Source organism: Promicromonospora sp. NPDC090134, assembly GCF_044746965.1.
Classification (GTDB): domain Bacteria; phylum Actinomycetota; class Actinomycetes; order Actinomycetales; family Cellulomonadaceae; genus Promicromonospora.
Window position 1 is genome coordinate 214436 of sequence record NZ_JBIVCZ010000005.1, and the last position, 18311, is coordinate 232746.

Consider the following 18311-nt stretch of genomic DNA (forward strand, 5'->3'; position numbering starts at 1 on the left):
CCCCGAACAACTCCTGAGAACCCCGACACCCCGGAAGGCTCCCCATGTCCGAGAACTCCCTTCTCCTGCCCGCCGTCTCCTCGTTCCTGTCCTCGCCCAAGCAGCTGCTGATCGACGGCGAGTGGGTCGACTCCAAGGACGGCAAGACCTTCGCGACGGTGAATCCCGCGACAGAGGAGGTCCTGGTCCAGGTGGCCCAGGCGTCCGCGGTCGACGCCGACCGGGCGGTCACCGCCGCCCGTAACGCCTTCGAGCAGGGTTCGCCCTGGTCGCGGATGACGCCGCGCGACCGCTCGCACCTGTTGTGGCGCATCGGCGACATGATCGAGGAGCGCACCGAGGAGTTCGCCCAGCTCGAGTCGCTCGACAACGGAAAGAGCCTCGCGTCGGCGCGGGGCGACGTCGGCGTGGCCGCCGAGCTGTTCCGCTACTTCGCGGGCTGGGCTACCAAGATGGAAGGCACGACCATCCCGATGTCGGTGCCCGGCCGGGACTTCCACGCCTACACGCGCCGCGAGGCGATCGGCGTCGTCGCCGGCATCGTGCCCTGGAACTTCCCGCTCACGATGGCCGCCTTCAAGATCATCCCGTCGATCACGGCGGGCAACACCGTGGTGCTCAAGCCGGCCGAGCAGACGCCGCTCACCGCGCTCCGGCTCGGCGAGCTGCTGCTGGAGGCGGGGCTCCCGGCCGGCGTCGTCAACGTGCTGCCCGGGTTCGGGGACGCGGGCGCCGCCCTGGTGGACCACGCCGGCGTGGACAAGGTCGCCTTCACCGGCAGCACCGAGGTGGGCAAGAAGATCGCCGCGGGCGCCTCGAAGAACCTCAAGAAGGTGTCGCTGGAGCTGGGCGGCAAGGCGCCCAACATCATCTTCGCGGACGCCGACCTCGACGCCGCGATCGCAGGCGCCGCCCTGGCGGGCTACTTCAACGAGGGCCAGTGCTGCGTCAACGGCTCGCGCCTCTACGTGCAGCGCGAGGTGTTCGACCAGGTCATCGAGGGTGTGGCCGCGGCCGCCAAGGCGATCCGGGTGGGCGACGCGTTCGACCCGGCGACCACGATGGGGCCGCTGGTCTCGCAGGAGCAGCACGAGAAGGTCATGGGCTACGTGCGGGGCGCGGTCGCCGACGGCGCCACGATCGCCGCGGGCAGCCCCGGCCCGGCCGCCGACCGCGGCTACTTCTTCTCCCCGACGCTCATCACCGACGTCACCGAGCAGATGGCGGTCCAGACCGACGAGATCTTCGGGCCCGTCATCACCGCCATCCCGTTCGACACCGAGGACGAGGTGGTCGCGGCGGCCAACAACACGGTCTACGGCCTGGCCGCGGGCGTGTGGTCGCGCGACCTGAGCACGGCCCACCGGGTCGGCGGCAGGCTGCGGGCCGGCACGGTCTGGCTCAACACCTGGCACGCGGACGACGTCACCCTCCCGCGGGGCGGCTTCAAGCAGTCCGGCTGGGGCCGCGAGCTGGGCTCGTTCGGGCTGGACGACTACACGGAGCTCAAGACGGTCATCGCCGAGCTCCGGTGAGCCCGCGCCGCGGGCGCTGACGCCGCGCGGACCGAGTACCGAATACAGCACCACCCGGCGACAGGTCTGGGCGGCCGACCCCAGTGCGGGGGATCGGCCGTCCGGGCTGCCTTCATGTCCATGAGAACCGTGCGAAAAGGGATCAACGATGAACCTGTTACGCAGACCTGACCGGCGCCACCACGCGCGTCGCTCCCGCCGAGCACGCCTGGCGGCCGTGCTCGCCGCCTCCCTGGCGGTCGTGCCCTTCCTGGGCGGCGTCGCCCAGGCCGCCCCCGCGGCGGCGGCCCCCGCGCAGGCCGCGCCGGGCTCCGTCGACGACGGCGTGCTGCGCGTGCTGCTGTTCTACAAGTCCAACTTCCACGCCTCGCACGTCCAGGCCCGCCAGGCGATCCGCGACCTGGTCGCGGACCTGGGCGTCGAGTACGACCAGCCGGTCGAGATCCAGGAGACCGACGACCCCGCGGCGTTCACCACGGCGAACCTGGCGACCAAGGACACGATCGCGTTCGCCCAGACCGGTGGCGTGCTGTTCAACGTGGACCAGCGCGCCGCACTGGAGGCCTACATCCGCGGTGGCGGCGGCTACCTGGGCCTGCACTACGCGGGCTGGTCGGTCGGCCAGAGCGAGCACGACGTGAACCCGTTCTACGCCCGGCTCGTGGGCGCGGCGTCCGAGGGCCACCCGGAGAACCCCGCGGTGCGCCCGGGGCGCGTGGTGGTCAAGGACACCTCGCACCCGCTGACCCAGGGGCTGCCGGCCGAGTTCACCCGCAGCGACGAGTGGTACGACTGGCTGGTCAACCCGGCGCCCAACGTGCGCACCCTGCTCAACGCCGACGAGTCGTCGTACGGCGGCGGCAACAACGGCACGAACCACCCGATCACCTGGTGCCAGGAGATCGACGAGGGCCGGTCGTGGTACTCGGGCATGGGGCACGAGGGCACGGCGTACGCCGAGGCCCCGATCCGCACCCAGATGAAGAACGGCCTGGCCTACACCGCGGGCCTGCTCCCGGCCGACTGCTCGCCGCCGGACAAGGCCGAGCAGGGCGCCTGGAGCGGGGTCACCCCGTGGCCGCTGGTGCCGATCAACGCGGCGCTGACGTCCGACGGCAAGGTCCAGTCGTTCGGCAGCGTGTCCTCGGGCTGCACCGACAACACGCCCTACGACTTCGGCGGCAACTCGTGCGTCGTGCAGGGCGGCCAGATGGAGATCGACGTCTGGGACCCGACCGAGGAACGCACGACCGCCAACGTGAACGACGGGATCGTCACGAACTCGACGTACACCGACCTGTTCTGCTCGATGCAGGTCCAGATGCCGCACCGGCGGGCCACGATGACGGTCGGCGGTGACGACGGCCTGGGCGGCAACGCGCCCAACGACGCCGCGATCGGCGTCACCAGCTACACGACCAACCAGGGGCTCCGCAACGAGGCCCCGATGAACTACCCGCGCTGGTACCCCACGGGCACCACCCTGCCGGACGGATCCGTCGTGGTGCAGGGTGGCAGCCTCAAGGGCGGCCCCGGCGGCCCCGGCGTGCTCACGCCGGAGATCTACACGCCGGACGAGGGCAGCTCCTGGAAGCTGCTGGAGGGCGCCACCAGCGCGGCCGCGTACGGCGACGGCGGCAACGGCAACGGGCCCGACGAGAACCGCTGGTGGTACCCGCGCGCGTTCGTCGCGCCGGGCAACGGCAACGTCTTCAACATCACCGGCACCCAGATGTACGAGCTCGACCCCTCGGGCGACGGTGCGGTGACGCTCCGGGGCACCCTGCCCGCGGACGTCGCGAACCAGGGCGGCCTCGGCAACCCGGTCGGCGCCACGTCCACCGCCACGATGTACCGCCCCGGCAAGATCCTGCAGGTCGGCGGCGGCTGGTGGGCCAACGGCGGCGGTCCGGACGGCGCCCGTGCCGGCTTCACCGTCGACATCACCGGCGGCACCGACGCGCCCGTGGTCGAGGCGACCGAGCCGATGCAGTACGCCCGGCACTGGGCCACGTCCACGGTGCTGCCCGACGGCGACGTGATCGTCACCGGCGGCTCGCGCGACAACAACGGCAACGGTGGCTACGTCACCACCGCCGAGATCTGGGACCCGGACACGGGCGAGTGGACCACGGTGGACGTGCCCTACGAGCACGCCCGTCTGTACCACTCGACCGCCCTGCTCCTGCCCGACGGCCGCCTGATGGTGGGCGGCGGCGGTACGCCGGGCCCGCGCAACTACACGGACGTCGAGTTCTACTCCCCGTCGTACCTGTTCGACGGCGACGAGCCGGCGGTGCGCCCGGAGGTCACGGGCGTTCCCGAGAAGGTCGGCTACGACGGCACGTTCGACGTGCAGGCCGACGTCGACGTCTCGCGGGTCACCCTGGTCCGCAACGGCTCGGTGACGCACGGGTTCAACAACGACCAGAACTTCCAGGACCTGGCGTTCGCCCAGAACGGTGACACCCTCACCGTCGAGAGCCCGGTCGACGGCACGTACGCCCCGCCCGGTGCGTACATGCTCTTCGTCTTCGACGAGGACGGCACGCCGTCGGTGGCCGACATCTTCCAGATCGATCCCGAGGTCGAGATGGATGCCCCGGCGCCGCACCTGGTCGACCAGCTCGAGTACCCCCGCCTGCCCGCGGAGTGGCGTTCCGCCAACCCGCCCGCCGTCGTGGACGTCGAGCCGGGCAACGGCCGCATGTCCCCCTGGGAGGTCGACAGCGAGGTCCAGCTCGTCCGCGCCGCCGCGCCCAGCCAGGGTGGTCTCGGCCTCACCGGCTACCACCTCGCCGTGGGCAGCGAGGGCAGCCTGACCCGCACGGTCAAGGGTCTCGACCCGGGCCGCGAGTACCGGGTCTCGCTGCGCTACGCCCGCGACAGCCGGTCCGCCGGCACGGCACCCGGCACCGCCGACCTCTCCGTCGGTGACCTGTCGACCACCCTGTCGGCGGGGTCGAACCTCTCGTCGCAGACGGCGTTCGGCACGTACGTCGGGACCTTCGTGGCCGGGGCACGGTCGCAGGACCTGACCCTCTCCGCCGGGGACTCCGGCGCGGGCGTCATGATCGACGACTTGGTGATCGTGGGCTCCGATGCGGGCGCCTCCGACGTCCCGGTGCACTACGCGTTCGAGGAGGGCTCCGGCACCCGGGCCGCCAACACCGGCACGGACGGTTCCGTGGGCGCAGCCGCGCTCACGGGGACGACCGGCTGGAGCGAGAACGGCGTGTTCGGCGACGCCCTCGACCTCAGCGGCGGCAGCAACGCCAACGCGGTGGACCTGCCGGACAACCTGCTCCAGGGCGAGGAGAGCTTCACCACCTCGTTCTGGGTGCGGCCCGACACCAGGACGGGCTGGACCGGCCTGTTCCACCTCGGCGACGGGCTGGAGGGGGCGGGCAGCTTCTTCCAGATCCAGATGCAGACCAACGCCGCCGGTGCTACCGGGCTCGCAGCGACGTTCAAGGCCAAGGGCGCCGCGCTGCAGGAACGGGTCTACGCCACGCCGACCCAGGACGTGGCGGTGAACGAGTGGAACCACGTCGCGTTCACCCGGCAGGGTGCGACGGGCACGCTCTACCTCGACGGCGAGCCGATCGCGTCCCGCGACGACCTGACGATCGACATGACCGACGTCGGGCCGACGGCCAACAACTGGCTGGGGCGCAACGGCTTCCCGGACCCGGCCTACGACGGCCTCATGGACGACGTCCGGGTCTACACCTCGGCGCTCGGTGACGACGCCGTGGCTGCCCTGTACGCCGACGGCAGCGCGCTCGCCACGACCACCACGGTCACGGTCGAGCCGGGCTCCCCGTCGCCGTTCGGCGCGCCGGTCACCGTCTCGGGCGCCTTCGCGGCCGCGAGCGGCGGGGCCCCCACGGGCGTCGCCGAGCTGTGGGTCGACGGCGCCCGCGTGGGCGGGCAGGTCGACGTCGTTTCCGGCGCGGTGGAGTTCACCGACGTGGCGCTCTCCCCGGGCGACCACGACGTGCAGATCCGCTTCCTCGCCGACGACGGGTGGCGCGACTCCGCGCAGACCGTGGAGCACACGGTCGAGCGGCCGCCGCCCGGCGAGGGCACGCCGATCCACTACACCTTCGACGAGGGTCAGGGATCGACGGCGGCCAACACCGGGCTGGACAGCTCGGTCGGGGCGGCGACGCTCACCGGGTCGACCGGCTGGTCCGGTGCCGGGAAGTTCGGCGGGGCGGTCAACCTGCCCGGCGGTGCGTCGGGCACGGGCAACCAGGTCGAGCTGCCGGACAACATCGAGGCCGGGATGGAGGACGACTTCAGCGTCTCGATCTGGGCTCGCCCCGACGCCCTGCCCACCTGGGTGCCGCTGCTGCAGATCGGGAGCAGCACCGACACGTTCTTCCTGCTCCAGTCCAACACCCAGACCAGCGGGGCAACCGGCTTCGCGGCGACGTTCAAGGCGCCGGGCACCCCGGGCAGCGCCCAGGAGCGTCTGGTCCTGGGCCAGGGCAACGACCTGCCGCTCAACGAGTGGACGCACGTGGTGTTCACGCAGAGCGGCTCGGTCGGGAAGATCTACTTCGACGGCGAGCTCCAGGCCACGCGCGACGACTTCACCGTCACCATCGGTGACGTCGGGGTGGGCGGCCAGACGACGACCAACCTCATCGGCGGGACCAGCTGGCCGGACGGCCGCTGGGACGGCCTGGTCGACGACTTCCGGATGTTCGGTTACGAGCTGACCGCCGAGCAGGTGGGCGACCTCCATGCCGGGACGGCGTCGAACACGGCCCCGGTGGGTGCCGCCGACGCCTACGGGACCGTGCAGGACGAGCCGCTGGAGGTGGCGGCGCCGGGGCTCCTGGCGAACGACACCGACATCGACGGCGACGACCTGACCGCGACCGGGCTCACCCAGCCGGCGCACGGCGACGTCGTCCTGCAGGCGGACGGGTCCTTCACCTACACGCCCGACAGCGGGTACTTCGGGACGGACACGTTCACCTACCAGGCGTCCGACGGCGCGGCGACGTCCGCGGCGACGACGGTGACCATCACGGTGGAGGAGGGCGAGCAGCCGCCCGTCAACACGGCTCCGGTGGCGGGCAACGACGCCTACTCGGCCGTGGGCGGTCAGCCGCTGACCCTCCCGGCGCCGGGTGTGCTGGCCAACGACACCGACGCCGACGGCAACGTGCTGACCGCCACCGCGGTGACGCAGCCGGCCAACGGCCGGGTCACCCTGGAGGCGGACGGGTCGTTCACCTACACCTCCGACGACGGGTTCTCCGGCAAGGACGTGTTCACCTACAAGGCCGACGACGGGGAAGACCTCTCCGCCGCGGCCACGGTGACCGTCACGGTGAAGTCGCCGACGGTGACGGCGGTGGCCGGTGTGGCCCTGCCGATCACCTACGGCACGGCGGGCACGGTCTCGGTGGCGGTCTCACCGGACACGGCCACGGGTGCGGTCGAGCTGCGCGACGGTGACACCACCCTCGCGACGGCCACGGTCGCGGACGGGCGAGGAACCCTCGTCCTGCCGGCCACCTCGCTGAAGCCAGGGGTGTACGACCTGACCCTGCGCTATGCGGGCGACGCCGACCACCAGGCCGCGACGTCGAAGGTCCGGGTGGTGGTCGACAAGGTGGTGCCCACCATGGAGATCACCGCGAAGAAGTCGGGCAACAAGGTGGCCGTCGAGGTCTCCTTCACCGCCGCGAACGAGGTCCCGGTGACGGGGCAGGTGCGCCTCGCGGTGAAGGACGGTCAGACCCTCCTCGGGACCATCGAGAACGGGCGCGCCCGGTTCGAGGTGGCCCAGCCCAAGGGGAAGGACCTGACGCTGACGGCGTCCTATCTCGGCAGCGAGCTGGCGCTCGCGGCGGAGACCAGGGTGACGGTCAGGGTGAAGTGAGAAGGGCCGGGCCCGGGGGACACGTCCCCCGGGCCCGGCCCCATTCACTTCGAACTGGATGTCAGTCGTCGGCCAGCGAGGCGACCACTCCGGCGCGGCTCTCGTCCTCGCTGGCGAGCACGCCGCCGTTGGCGACGATGTCGGGGGTGATCTCGCTGAACACCATGCGGACGTCCTGGCGGCGGGCACCCAGGATCTCGACGGCGCTGTCGGCCACGGCCTTGGCGAAGTCGCGACGCTGCTCGATCGTGCGGCCGCGCAGCAGCTCGACGGTGATGTTGGGCATGTCTTCCCTCCGGTGGCGGCCGCTCCGCAGTTCACGGCTGCGACCTTGATTCAGTGACGTGAACCACCGTACGCGTAGCGCACCCCGAAATCCATGGTCGTGCGCGCATCAGTTCACATTCTTGACACTAGTTCGACAGGCTGGTTTGGTGTGCGGGCCAGCTCCACTCCCAGGAGTCACCATGAATCGCACGACAACGATCCGTCGCGCGGCCCTCACCGGCCTTGCCGCCGCGGGCCTCGTGGCCCTCGGGACGACGACGGCGTCAGCCCACGTGACCATCACGCCCTCCACCACCGCGGCGGGTGCCACGGCCGTGCTCCGTGTCGAGATCCCGCACGGCTGCGAGGAGTCGGCGACGACCGCGATCACCGTCCGGGTCCCCGCGGAGGCCACCGACGTGACCGCCGCCGGCACGGACCGCTGGGCGGTCGAGCAGAGCGCGGACGGCCTGACCTGGTCGACCGACGAGCCGCTCCCGGACGGGGAGCACGCCGAGGTCGAGTTCTCCGTGCGCCTGCCCGACGACGACGGCGCGACCCTCGTCTTCCCGATCGTCCAGCGGTGCGAGGTGGGGGAGGCGGCCTGGACCGAGGTCGCCGAGCACGGGGAGGGCCACGACGCGCTCGAACGGCCGGCGCCGGTGCTCGTGGTGACGGCCGGTGACGCCGAGCCCGTCGCCGAGCCGGCTGCCGAGGCGACCGAGAGCCCGGCCGCCGAACCGGCCGCGGAGCCTTCTGCGGCGCCGAGCGCGGAGCCCGCTGCCGCGGAGCCCGCCACCGCCGAGGCCCGCGGCCCGCTGGTCACCTACGGTGCCGCCGGGCTCCTGGCCGCGGGCGTCCTGGTGGGCGGGGCGGTGCTGCTGCGGCAGCGCCGACGCGGATGAGCCGCCGCACCGCGGGGCGGCGTGCCGGCGGCTGGCTGCTCCTGCTCGCCGTCGCCTGGGCGCTCCTGCTCGGGTCGGCGAGCCCTGCCGCGGCCCACGCCACGCTCATCAGCACCGACCCGGTGCAGGGCGCGGTGCTCGACACCGCCCCCGAGCGGGTCACCTTCACCTTCAACGAGTCCGTGATCGGGGTCCCGGCAGGGATCAAGGTGTTCGACGCGACCGGTGAGGAGGTGGCGTCCACGGCGACGGTCCGCGCGTCGCGGCTCCTCGTCGACCTCGACGATCAGGTCCCGGACGGCACGCTCGTGGTGGTGTGGCGGCTCGTGTCCGAGGACGGGCACCCGATCGGCGGCTCGCTGAGCTTCTCCGTCGGGGCGCCCAGCGAGGTGGTGGACGTGCCGACCGGCGCGGACGCCGGCACCGACGCGCCCGTCCTCCTCGGCGTGGTCCGCGGGGTGGGCTACGTGGGCCTGCTGGGGGCCGCCGGGGTGGCGGCCTTCGTGGTCCTGCTCCTCCCGCGCGACCGCGCGGCCGACCGGGCACGCGCCCGGCTCCGTCCCGTCGCCCGCGTGGCGGCCGGCGTCGCCGCCCTCGGCTGGGGGCTGGCCGTGCCGCTCGTCGCGCTCTACCAGCTCGGCCTGCCGGCGTCGGCGATCACCGACGGCGCGACCTGGTCGGCGCTCGCGCCCGCCGAGTACGCCGTCCCGATCGCCGTGGTCGCGGGGCTCGCGCTCGCCGCCTGGTCGCTCCCGGCGGGTGCGGCGCCCGACCGGAGACGGGTCGCCCTGGTGCTGGCCGGTTGCGCGCTCGCCCTCGCCGCGCCCGCGTTCACCGGGCATACCCGCGCCGCGACCCCCGAGGCGCTCGTGATCGGTGTGGACGTGCTGCACCTGGCCGCGGGAGCGTTGTGGCTCGGCGGCCTCGTGGCGGTCGCGCTCGTGCTCGGGGACCTCGCGCGCGGTGACGCCGGCGCCGTCGTGCTCGGCCGCTTCTCCACCTGGGCCTCGGTGCTGCTGGCGGTGCTCGTGGTCGCCGGGACCGTCCTGGCCTGGCGCGTCGCCGGGAGCTGGAGCGCGCTCGTCGACTCCGGCTACGGGACGCTCCTGCTGGTCAAGGTCCTCGCCGCGCTGGCCGCCGTCGGGATCGCCGCGTGGAACCGGTTCGCCCTGCTGCCGCGCCTGCGGACGGCACCGCGCAAGGGCCGTGCGGCGCCGGCCGCGCTGCTGGTCCGGACGGCGCTCGCGGAGGCCGCCGTGCTGGTGGTGGTCCTGGTCGTCACGGGCTTCCTGGTGGACCGGAGCCCCGAGTCCGGCACGACCGTCACCGCCGGTGAGGTGCGCGGCCCGACCGCCGAGGAGTCGGTGCGGCTGGACGACATCTCGGCCCGGATCACCCTGGCCCCCCTCGCCGTCGGCCCCGCCACCCTCACCATCGAGATGACCGACGCCGCCGGCGAGCCCGTGGAGGGCTACGAGGCACCGCGGATGAGCCTCGCGTCCGAGGAGGTGGAGCTCGGCGAGGTGACGCTCAGCTCGCTCGGCCCGGGCGTCTACGCGGGCGACCTGGTGCTGCCGACCACGGGGAGGTGGGAGGTGCAGGTGTCGCTGCGCACCACGGAGTTCGACAACCCGGTGCGCACGGTGACGTTCGTCGTGCCGTGACGTGCGCGGGCTGCGCCGCACTCGTGCTCACCGCGCGACGTCAGGCGAGCGCGTCCCGCAGGCGCTCCGCGTAAGCCCGGCGCCGGTCGGCGGGGAGCCAGTCCGGCTCCGGGAGCGTCCCGTAGAGGTTGTCGCCCGGGTAGCGGGGGAACAGGTGCTGGTGGAAGTGCCAGACGTCCTGGTTGCCGGCGGGCTCGTTGTGCTGGCGCGTGGAGACGCCCGCGCAGCCGTAGGCGGTGCGCATCGCGCGGGCCAGCCGCTGGGTGACGTCGAAGACCGCGTGGCCGTCGGCGGCCGGGAGGTCGTAGAGGTTCTCGTGGTGGGCCACCGGGATGATCAGCGCGTGGCCGGCGTTCCGCGGCCACCAGCGGGGCGCGATGATCGCGAGGACTCGGTCGTCGCGGTAGACCACCTCGGCCTCGCGCTCCGCCGCGAAGTCGCAGAACGGGCAGTCGTAGTCCGCGGGTTCGTGGTTGTGCACAGGTGGACCCTAGGGCAGCCGGGGCGCGAGTCGGCCAGGGCGCGAGCCCGGGCGGGCCCCCGTACGGTGGGCGGCATGACCGATGCCCCGGCGCTGATCTGGTTCCGTCGCGACCTGCGCGTCGCCGACCAGCCCACCTTTCTCGCCGCAGGTCAGGACGCCCGTGCGCTGGCCCTGTTCGTGCTCGACCCGCGCCTGCTCAAGCCCTCCGGCACGGCACGCCGGTGGTTCCTGTACGGCTGCCTGCGGGACCTGAGCGAGAGCCTGGGCGGCCGGCTCCTCGTGGTGAAGGGCGACCCGGCCGACGTCGTGCCCCGGGTGGCCGACGCTATCGGCGCGGGCGCCGTCCACATCGCGGCCGACTTCGGTCCCTACGGTCAGGCCCGTGACCACGACGTCGAGCGCGCGCTCGGCGAGCAGGGTCGCGAGCTGGTGCGCACCGGCTCCCCCTATGCGGTGGCGCCCGGCCGGGTCCGGTCGGGGGACGGCGGCCGTTACCGCGTGTTCACGCCGTTCAGCCGGGCCTGGGCCGACCACGGGTGGCGCGCCCCGGCGGACACCGACGCCGGCTCCCTCGACTGGATCGACCCCGCGACCGTCGACGTGAAGGCAACGGAGATCCCCGACCTGCCCGTCGTCGACGCCGACCTGCCCGAGCCCGGGGAAGCGGCAGCACACCGGCGCTGGGACGAGTTCGTGCGCGACCACCTCCAGGACTACGCCGACGGCCGGGACCGGCCCGACCGGCCCGGGACCTCGCGGATGTCGGTCTACCTCAAGTACGGCTGCGTGCACCCGCGCAGCCTGCTCGCCGACCTCGCGGCCAGGCGCTCGAACGGCGCCCAGTCGTTCCGCAACGAGCTCGCGTGGCGCGACTTCTACGCCGACGTGCTCGACCAGCGCCCCGACTCCGCCCACCGCAACTACGACCGCTCCTTCGACGCGCTGGTCACCGACAGCGGGCCCGGGGCCGACGAGCTGTTCGCCGCGTGGCGGGAGGGCCGCACGGGCTTTCCCATCGTCGACGCCGGGATGCGGCAGCTCCTGGCCGAGGGCTGGATGCACAACCGGGTGCGCATGATCACGGCGTCGTTCCTGGTCAAGGACCTGCACCTGCCGTGGTGGTGGGGCGCCCGGCACTTCATGAGCCGACTGGTCGACGGCGACCTCGCCTCCAACCAGCACGGCTGGCAGTGGGTGGCCGGCAGCGGCACCGACGCCGCGCCGTACTTCCGGGTGTTCAACCCGGTGCTGCAGGGCGAGCGGTTCGACCCGGACGGCGCCTACGTGCGCCGGCACGTCCCCGAGCTCGCGGACGTGCCGGGCAAGGCCGCACACCAGCCCTGGAAGCTGCCGGACGGTCCGCCGGCCGGCTACCCCGCACCCGTCGTCGACCACAAGGCCGAGCGCGCGGAGGCCCTGGACCGCTACGAGGCCGTCCGCGCGGCACGGGAGAGCCTGCGCGCGACATCCTGACCGGGCCTGCCCGGAACCCCGCCCGAGACCCCGCGCGAGGGCACGTCTTTCCTGGTCAGGTCCGCCTTCCGGCGGGGAGGATGGACCATGCGCATCTCGACGACGGAGGACCTGTTCGAGCTCCTCGACCGGCAGGTGGCGGCGACCTCGCGGGGCGACCGGACGAGTGCCGCGTCGGCGGGGTTCTGGGAGACCCTGCTGCAGCGGGAGGACCATCCGCTCAGCACCGGCCTGCCCGACGAGCCGCTCGTCGACTGGGCCGAGCGGGGGCTGCTGGGCGAACTCGCCGGGGCCCGGGTGCTCGACGTCGGCTGCGGCAACGGCCGGAACGGCCGGTGGCTCGCGGAGCGCGGCGCCGAGGTGGTCGGCGTCGACCTGGCGGCGGCCGTGCTCGACGCCGCGCGGCCCGGGCTCCCGCCGACCATGACCGTCACGGTGCTCGACGTGCTGCGCGACCCGCTGCCCGCGGGCCCGTTCGACCTCGTTCACGACTCCGGCTGCTTCCACCACATCGCTCCGCACCGGCGCATCACCTACCTGGACCGGGTGCTGCCCCTGCTCGCCCCCGGCGGGCGCTACGGCATCGTCGCGTTCGCCCAGGAGCAGCAGCCCGCGCCGTCGGACGCCGAGATCCTCGCGAGTGGTGACACCGCGGGCGGCATGTCGTTCCTCCGCGAGGACCTGGTGCGCGTCTTCGGCGCGTTGGACCCGGTCGAGGTGCGGGGCGTGCGGCCCGGAGTCGAGGGCACGTTCGGGCTCGACGTCCTCAACGCCGGTCTGTTCCGCCGCTGACGGGGGCTGACCGGGCGCACGGGAGCCTGGTGGCGCCGTCCGCCGTGCGCCCCGGGACTTCGCCCGAACCGGGTGAACGCCACCGCACGCGGGAGTGGTCGACTGCGTGGTGTCGTGCCCACACGGCGGTCAGGCGCACCTAGGAGAGTCGGACATGAGCGACTCGTTCGGCGGGAACATGCTCGTCTACCAGGCGAAGCTGCGGCCGGCCGTGAACCCCGAGTACCTCGTGCGGCGGCCCCGGCTCATCGAGCTGCTCGACACCGCGGTCGAGTCGCCGCTCACCCTCGTCGTCGCGCCGGCGGGCTCGGGCAAGACCTCCCTGCTGCGCGACTGGGTGGGCTGGACCGACCTGCCCCATGCCTGGCTGTCCGTCGACGAGTCGGACCGGGACCCCGCGCAGCTCTGGCTGAGCATCCTCGCCGCGCTCGACGGGATCGCCCCGGGCTGCGCCGAGCCCGCCGCCGACCTGATCCGGCGTCGGCACGCGCTGCTCGACGCCGTGGGGACGCTGCTCGACGACCTGGAGTCGCGGCGGTACGGCCCGCGCGTTCTGGTGATCGACGACCTGGAGGTCGTGGACGAGGCGGTGGCGGGCGGGTCGCTGACGATGTTCGTCCAGCACCTGCCGCGGTGGCTGCGCGTCGTGCTGGTCAGCCGGCACGTCCCGCCCCTCCCGGTGGACCGGCTGCGCGCGCGGGGGCTGCTCGGCGAGGTGCGGTTCCCCGAGCTGCGGTTCTCGTTCGACGAGGCGACCGAGATGCTGGCCCGGCTGGCCCCGGCCCTGCCGCCGCAGCGCGTGGCCCGGGCCGCGCGCCACGCCGGCGGCTGGGCCGCCAGCATCCAGCTCGCCGCGCTGGCGGCCCGGGCTGCCGATGCCCGCGCGGCCCCGGATGCGCCGCGGCAGGACGACGTCGAACGCTACGTCGGCGACTACGTCTGGCACGAGGTGCTCAGCGGTGAGCCCGCCGACGTCGTCGACGTGCTGATGGCGGTGTCCGTGGTGGACCGGGTGGAGCCAGGCCTGGCCCGGGTGCTTTCCGGCCGGCCCGACGCCCCCGAGCTGCTGGAGCGGGCCGAGGAGCGGGGGCTGTTCGCCGCGCGGATCGAGCCCTCCGGCGCGTACGAGACGCACGCGCTGGTGCGGGAGGCCCTGCTGGCCGAGCTCGGCCGGCGCGATCCCGAGCGGGTGGCAGAGCTCCATCGGCGCGCGGCGCGGTGGTTCGAGGACGTCGGGCAGCCAGTTGCGGCGCTCGAGCACCTGCTGCGCGCCGGCCAGGACCGCGAGGCGCTCCGGCTGCTGGCGTCCTGCGTTCCCGAGCTCTACGACAGCGGGCGCGAAGCCACCGTCCGGCGCATGCTCTCCGCGATCCCGGCGAGCGCCGCGGCGATCGACACGGCCGCGGCCACGGACCTCGCGTGGTGCCAGCTCTTCGCGGACCGGAACGGCTTCGTGCAGACCGTGCACACCGTCGTGGCGCAGGCGGACAAGGACGGTGGGCGGGAACCGTGGCTGCTGGCGCGCCTGGAGATGCTCCGTGCGGCGTCGGCGACGGTCTCGGGCGACTGGAGTGCCGGGGCCCGGTCCGCCCGGTGGGCCCTCGCGACGATCGGGGACCGGTGGCAGGCGGACCCGCTGTGCAAGTTCGGCTGGAACCTCGTGGCCCGCGAGATCGCCCTGACGGAGCGGTGGGACGACGCCGGCGCGGAGGTGCGCCGCGTCGCCCATGTCCTCGGCCCGGCACCCGATCGACGGATCGCCTTCGAGGCCACGCGCGCCCTCGGAGTGGCCCTCGCCGGCCGTCCGGTCGAGGCGCTGCGTCTGGTGTACGGCACCCGGCAGGTGTCCGAGGCGGCGAGCCTGACGACGGCGCAGACCGAGCTGATGGTCGCCGAGGCCCTGGCCAACCGGGAGATCGGGGAGCAGTCGGCCGCGCTGCCGGTGCTGTCGCGCCTGGTCGAGACCCCGTGCGACCCGGTGCCGCACTGCCGGCTGCTGGCATCCCTGGAGCTGGCGCGAACAGCGGTCGACTCCGGGGACGGCGCGGCGGCGGAGCGTGCCTTCGGCGACGCCACGGAGCTGGTCGACACGGAGCTCACGGGCCCCCGCAGCCGCACGCTCCTGGCCCGCACGGGCACCCTGCTGGCCCTGGCCGAGAACCGCCTCGACGACGCCGGACGCTGGGCCGCCGAGGTCGACGACCCCTTCTGGGGCGGCGTCGAGACGGCCCGCGTGCTCATCGCCGAGGGCGACGTCGGGGCGGCGGACTCTGCGCTGCGCGCGGCCACCCCGCGCTGCGTGCGGCACCACGTGCTCCTCGACCTGCTGCTGAGCCGCACGACCCGCGACGCGGACGAGGCCGAGGCCGCCCTGTCGCGTGCGGTGCGGCTCGCCGCCGCGCACGGCCTCGTGCAGACGGTCGCGTCCGAGGGCACGGAGGTCGTCGAGGCGATCGAGCGGCTGGCCTGGCAGGTGCCGCGGCCCTGGCTGGACCGGCTGCGCCGCGTCCCGCTCTCCGGCGCGTCCCCGCCCGGGACCGCGGTGGTCGAGCTGGTCGAGGACCTGACGGACCGGCAGCTCGGCATCCTGCGGATGCTCCCGAGCCGGCTCAGCCTGCGGGAGATCGCGGACGAGCTGTTCATCTCGGTGAACACGCTCAAGTTCCATCTCAAGGTGATCTACCGCAAGCTCGGTTGCGGGTCCCGCGCCGAGGCGGCCGAGCTGGCCCGGGCGCTGATGAACCGGCCCCGGCGCGGTCAGCCCGCGGGCGCCTGGCGGCGCTGAACGAGACGACACCATGACTGCTGACAGTGCGGGCCGTGCGGCCGCCGCGTCGCGCATCGTGCTGCCGACACTGGCCTCCGGTCAGTTCCTCATGACCCTCGACAGCTCGGTCATGAACGTCTCGATCGCCCAGGTCGCGGAGGACGTCGGCACCACGGTCACCGGGGTCCAGACGGCGATCACCCTCTACACGCTGGTGATGGCGACCATGATGATCACGGGCGGCAAGATCGGCACGATGATCGGCCGCCGCAGGGCGTTCGCGCTCGGCTGCGTGATCTACGGGGCGGGCTCGCTGACCACGGCGCTCGCCCCCAACCTCGGGGTGCTCATCCTCGGGTGGTCGGTGCTGGAAGGACTCGGCGCGGCGCTCATCATGCCGGCGATCGTCGCCCTGGTGGCGACGAACTTCGAGCCCGGCGGCCGACCCCGCGCCTACGGCCTGGTGGCCTCCGCCGGAGCGATCGCCGTCGCGGCCGGGCCGCTGATCGGCGGCGCGGTCACGACCTACTGGACCTGGCGCCTGGTGTTCGCCGGCGAGGTGGTGGTCGTGCTGGTGATCCTCGTGCTGGCCCGGCGGATCAAGGACACGGCACCGGGCGGGCGCATGCCGTTCGACCTCATGGGGGCCGTGCTGGCGGCGATCGGCCTCGGCCTGGTCGTGTTCGGCGTGCTCCGGTCGAGCGAGTGGGGGTGGATCCAGGCGAAGCCCGGCGCGCCCGCCGTCGGCGGCATCTCGGCGACGCTGTGGCTGGTCCTCGTCGGCCTGCTGGTGGTCCGGGCCTTCTTCTGGTGGGAAGCCCGCAGGACGGCTCGCGGTCGCGAGCCGCTCGTCGACGTCGCGCTGCTGCGCAACGCCCAGCTCACGGGCGGCCTGGTCATGTTCCTGTTCCAGTTCCTGCTCCAGGCCGGTCTGTTCTTCACCATCCCCCTCTACCTCTCGGTGGCACTCGGGCTGAGCGCGTTCGAGACCGGCGTCCGCCTGCTGCCGCTGTCCGTGGCGCTGCTCGCTGCGGCCGTCGCCGTCCCGAAGCTCTGGCCGAACGCGTCGCCACGCCGGGTGGTCGCCGTGGGCCTGGGTGCCCTCATGGCCGGGATCATCGCGCTGATCCTGGCGCTCGACCTGGGTGCCGGTCCGGAGATCGTGACCCTGCCCCTCCTGCTCGCCGGCCTCGGTGTGGGCGCCCTGTCCTCCCAGCTCGGCGCGGTCACCGTCTCCGCCGTCCCCGACCGGCTCAGCGGCGACGTCGGGGGTCTGCAGAACACGGCGACCAACCTTGGGGCCTCGCTGGGCACGGCCGTCGCCGGCTCTGTGCTGATCACCGCCCTCACCACGAGCTTTCTCCTCGGGATCGAGGGCGATCCCGCCGTGCCGGACGACCTTTCCGCGACCGCCTCGGTCCAGCTCGCAGGAGGGGTTCCTTTCCTCTCCGACGACCAGGTGCGCAACGGGCTGACCGACGCCGGCCTGCCGGAGGACCAGGTCGACGCCATCGTCGACGAGAACGCGACGGCGCGCGTCGACGGCCTGCGCACCAGCCTCGGGGTGCTCGCCGTGCTGGCCGCCGTCGCGATCTTCCTCACCCGCCTGCTGCCGACCCGCCCGGCGGGCAGTCGCGAGTCCCCGGACGACCGCGCGGCCTCAGGCTAGGCACCTGCCTCGGTCCGGCCGCCTGCCTCGGGGCCTCCGGCGCCCGGCGCGGTCAGCGCGGCGAGCGCAGCCTTGGTCTTGGTCTCCTGCGGGGTGCTGAGGTCGAGGCCCTTGCCGGCCAGGAGGGCCTTGGTCTCCGCGGCGGTCTGGAACGCCTGCGCCGGCGGCGCCTTCGTGGACAGCTCCAGGATGCGGGTGCCGTCGGGCAGCACCCAGAGCTCGGCCACCATGCGACCGGCGTACCCCTCGGCCCGGAACCGGCACTTGAGCAGGTTGACGGGACCGAGCACGGTGAGGTCGTCGACCTCGACGTCCTCGGGCAGACGCTCGCCCAGCAGGGCCCGCTGGTCGTCGTCGAGCAGGCCGTGGACGCTGCGGGCGCCGAGCATCAGCTTGCGTACCTTGCGGTCGGGCGCCTGGACGGTCAGCGAGCACGAACAGGTGTATCCCGCGGGCGAGGCGTCCAGCTCGACCTTGAACCCGTCGTGGCCGCGGTAGCCCTCGGGCACGTCGTGCGGCATGGCGGGGCGGAGCTTGACCGTCAGGTCGCCGGGCTTGCGCTGGGTCCGCCGGGCGCGCACCACCACCCCGGCGGACGAGAGCCGCAGGTCGGGGGTGTCGACGAATGCGACCTGGCGCAGGACCGCGTCCAGCGGGTCGATGCCCAGGGCCCGTACGGCGGAGCGCTGGAAGTCGTCGGGGACGGTGAGCTTGAGCTCGACCGAGTCCACGTCGGGCAGTATCGCGAGCATGCCGGCGAGCTGGTCGGCGTCGTACGTGGGGATGGCGGACATGGGGGCCTCCGGGGTATGTCTCCCGATCATGCCCCGGGACCGGGTGGCGCAGGTCC

11 protein-coding genes are annotated in these 18311 nt (G+C 73.5%); 8 read left to right on the forward strand and 3 right to left on the reverse strand.

Annotation, left to right across the window (positions count from 1 at the left end; genetic code table 11):
* Window positions 1-44 precede the first annotated feature (44 nt).
* The gene (locus ACIPN7_RS15665; RefSeq protein ID WP_400543768.1) at window positions 45-1535 is read left to right on the forward strand and encodes an aldehyde dehydrogenase family protein; all 1491 of its coding nucleotides are present in this window, start codon (window positions 45-47) and stop codon (window positions 1533-1535) included.
* 148 nt (window positions 1536-1683) lie between these two features.
* Window positions 1684-7440: a LamG-like jellyroll fold domain-containing protein gene (locus tag ACIPN7_RS15670; RefSeq protein WP_400543771.1), complete on the forward strand. Its 5757-nt coding sequence runs from the start codon at window positions 1684-1686 to the stop codon at window positions 7438-7440.
* Window positions 7441-7501: 61 nt separating this feature from the next.
* Here the strand turns inward: ACIPN7_RS15670 and ACIPN7_RS15675 are convergent, their stop codons facing one another.
* Window positions 7502-7726 (reverse strand): 4-oxalocrotonate tautomerase family protein, encoded by a 225-nt coding sequence (locus ACIPN7_RS15675; RefSeq protein WP_400543774.1) that lies wholly within the window; start codon window positions 7724-7726, stop codon window positions 7502-7504.
* A 181-nt stretch (window positions 7727-7907) separates the two neighbouring features.
* On the opposite strand from ACIPN7_RS15675, the gene ACIPN7_RS15680 reads away from it, so the two are divergent.
* Together ACIPN7_RS15680 and ACIPN7_RS15685 are read left to right on the forward strand one after the other, a co-directional pair.
* Complete coding sequence (locus tag ACIPN7_RS15680; protein ID WP_400543777.1) at window positions 7908-8612, forward strand: DUF1775 domain-containing protein; 705 nt, start codon at window positions 7908-7910, stop codon at window positions 8610-8612.
* A complete protein-coding gene (locus ACIPN7_RS15685) occupies window positions 8609-10276 on the forward strand; it encodes a FixH family protein (protein WP_400543780.1) in 1668 nt (555 codons plus the stop codon). Before ACIPN7_RS15680 ends, ACIPN7_RS15685 begins: the two co-directional genes overlap by 4 nt.
* Before the next feature lie 40 nt (window positions 10277-10316).
* Here ACIPN7_RS15685 and ACIPN7_RS15690 read toward each other — a convergent pair whose 3' ends face one another.
* Window positions 10317-10757 (reverse strand): HIT family protein, encoded by a 441-nt coding sequence (locus tag ACIPN7_RS15690; protein ID WP_400543783.1) that lies wholly within the window; start codon window positions 10755-10757, stop codon window positions 10317-10319.
* A gap of 75 nt (window positions 10758-10832) precedes the next feature.
* Here ACIPN7_RS15690 and ACIPN7_RS15695 point away from each other — a divergent pair, with 75 nt between their 5' ends.
* The 4 genes from ACIPN7_RS15695 to ACIPN7_RS15710 all read left to right on the forward strand — a co-directional run bounded on the left by ACIPN7_RS15695 (window position 10833) and on the right by ACIPN7_RS15710 (window position 17461).
* Entirely contained in the window at window positions 10833-12233 is a 1401-nt protein-coding gene (locus ACIPN7_RS15695) for a cryptochrome/photolyase family protein (protein ID WP_400543786.1), read from the forward strand.
* Window positions 12234-12320: 87 nt separating this feature from the next.
* Window positions 12321-13025 carry an SAM-dependent methyltransferase gene (locus ACIPN7_RS15700; protein ID WP_400543789.1) on the forward strand — a complete coding sequence of 235 codons (705 nt, stop codon included), beginning with the start codon at window positions 12321-12323 and terminating at the stop codon, window positions 13023-13025.
* Window positions 13026-13179: 154 nt separating this feature from the next.
* A complete protein-coding gene (locus tag ACIPN7_RS15705; RefSeq protein WP_400543792.1) occupies window positions 13180-15810 on the forward strand; it encodes a LuxR C-terminal-related transcriptional regulator in 2631 nt (876 codons plus the stop codon).
* 13 nt (window positions 15811-15823) lie between these two features.
* On the forward strand, window positions 15824-17461 hold the full coding sequence (locus tag ACIPN7_RS15710; RefSeq protein WP_400543795.1) for an MFS transporter: 1638 nt from the start codon (window positions 15824-15826) through the stop codon (window positions 17459-17461).
* Here the strand turns inward: ACIPN7_RS15710 and ACIPN7_RS15715 are convergent.
* Window positions 17458-18255 carry a hypothetical protein gene (locus ACIPN7_RS15715; RefSeq protein ID WP_400543797.1) on the reverse strand — a complete coding sequence of 266 codons (798 nt, stop codon included), beginning with the start codon at window positions 18253-18255 and terminating at the stop codon, window positions 17458-17460. The genes ACIPN7_RS15710 and ACIPN7_RS15715 overlap by 4 nt on opposite strands.
* Between the last annotated feature and the right edge of the window lie 56 nt (window positions 18256-18311).

What these genes read in the sequence shown, in the direction of transcription:
- ACIPN7_RS15665 (WP_400543768.1), top strand. Translation starts at nt 45, where the DNA reads ATGTCCGAGAACTCCCTTCTCCTGCCCGCCGTCTCCTCGTTCCTGTCC.
- ACIPN7_RS15670 (WP_400543771.1), top strand. Translation starts at nt 1,684, where the DNA reads ATGAACCTGTTACGCAGACCTGACCGGCGCCACCACGCGCGTCGCTCC.
- ACIPN7_RS15675 (WP_400543774.1), bottom strand. Translation starts at nt 7,726, where the DNA reads ATGCCCAACATCACCGTCGAGCTGCTGCGCGGCCGCACGATCGAGCAG.
- ACIPN7_RS15680 (WP_400543777.1), top strand. Translation starts at nt 7,908, where the DNA reads ATGAATCGCACGACAACGATCCGTCGCGCGGCCCTCACCGGCCTTGCC.
- ACIPN7_RS15685 (WP_400543780.1), top strand. Translation starts at nt 8,609, where the DNA reads ATGAGCCGCCGCACCGCGGGGCGGCGTGCCGGCGGCTGGCTGCTCCTG.
- ACIPN7_RS15695 (WP_400543786.1), top strand. Translation starts at nt 10,833, where the DNA reads ATGACCGATGCCCCGGCGCTGATCTGGTTCCGTCGCGACCTGCGCGTC.
- ACIPN7_RS15700 (WP_400543789.1), top strand. Translation starts at nt 12,321, where the DNA reads ATGCGCATCTCGACGACGGAGGACCTGTTCGAGCTCCTCGACCGGCAG.
- ACIPN7_RS15705 (WP_400543792.1), top strand. Translation starts at nt 13,180, where the DNA reads ATGAGCGACTCGTTCGGCGGGAACATGCTCGTCTACCAGGCGAAGCTG.
- ACIPN7_RS15710 (WP_400543795.1), top strand. Translation starts at nt 15,824, where the DNA reads ATGACTGCTGACAGTGCGGGCCGTGCGGCCGCCGCGTCGCGCATCGTG.
- ACIPN7_RS15715 (WP_400543797.1), bottom strand. Translation starts at nt 18,255, where the DNA reads ATGTCCGCCATCCCCACGTACGACGCCGACCAGCTCGCCGGCATGCTC.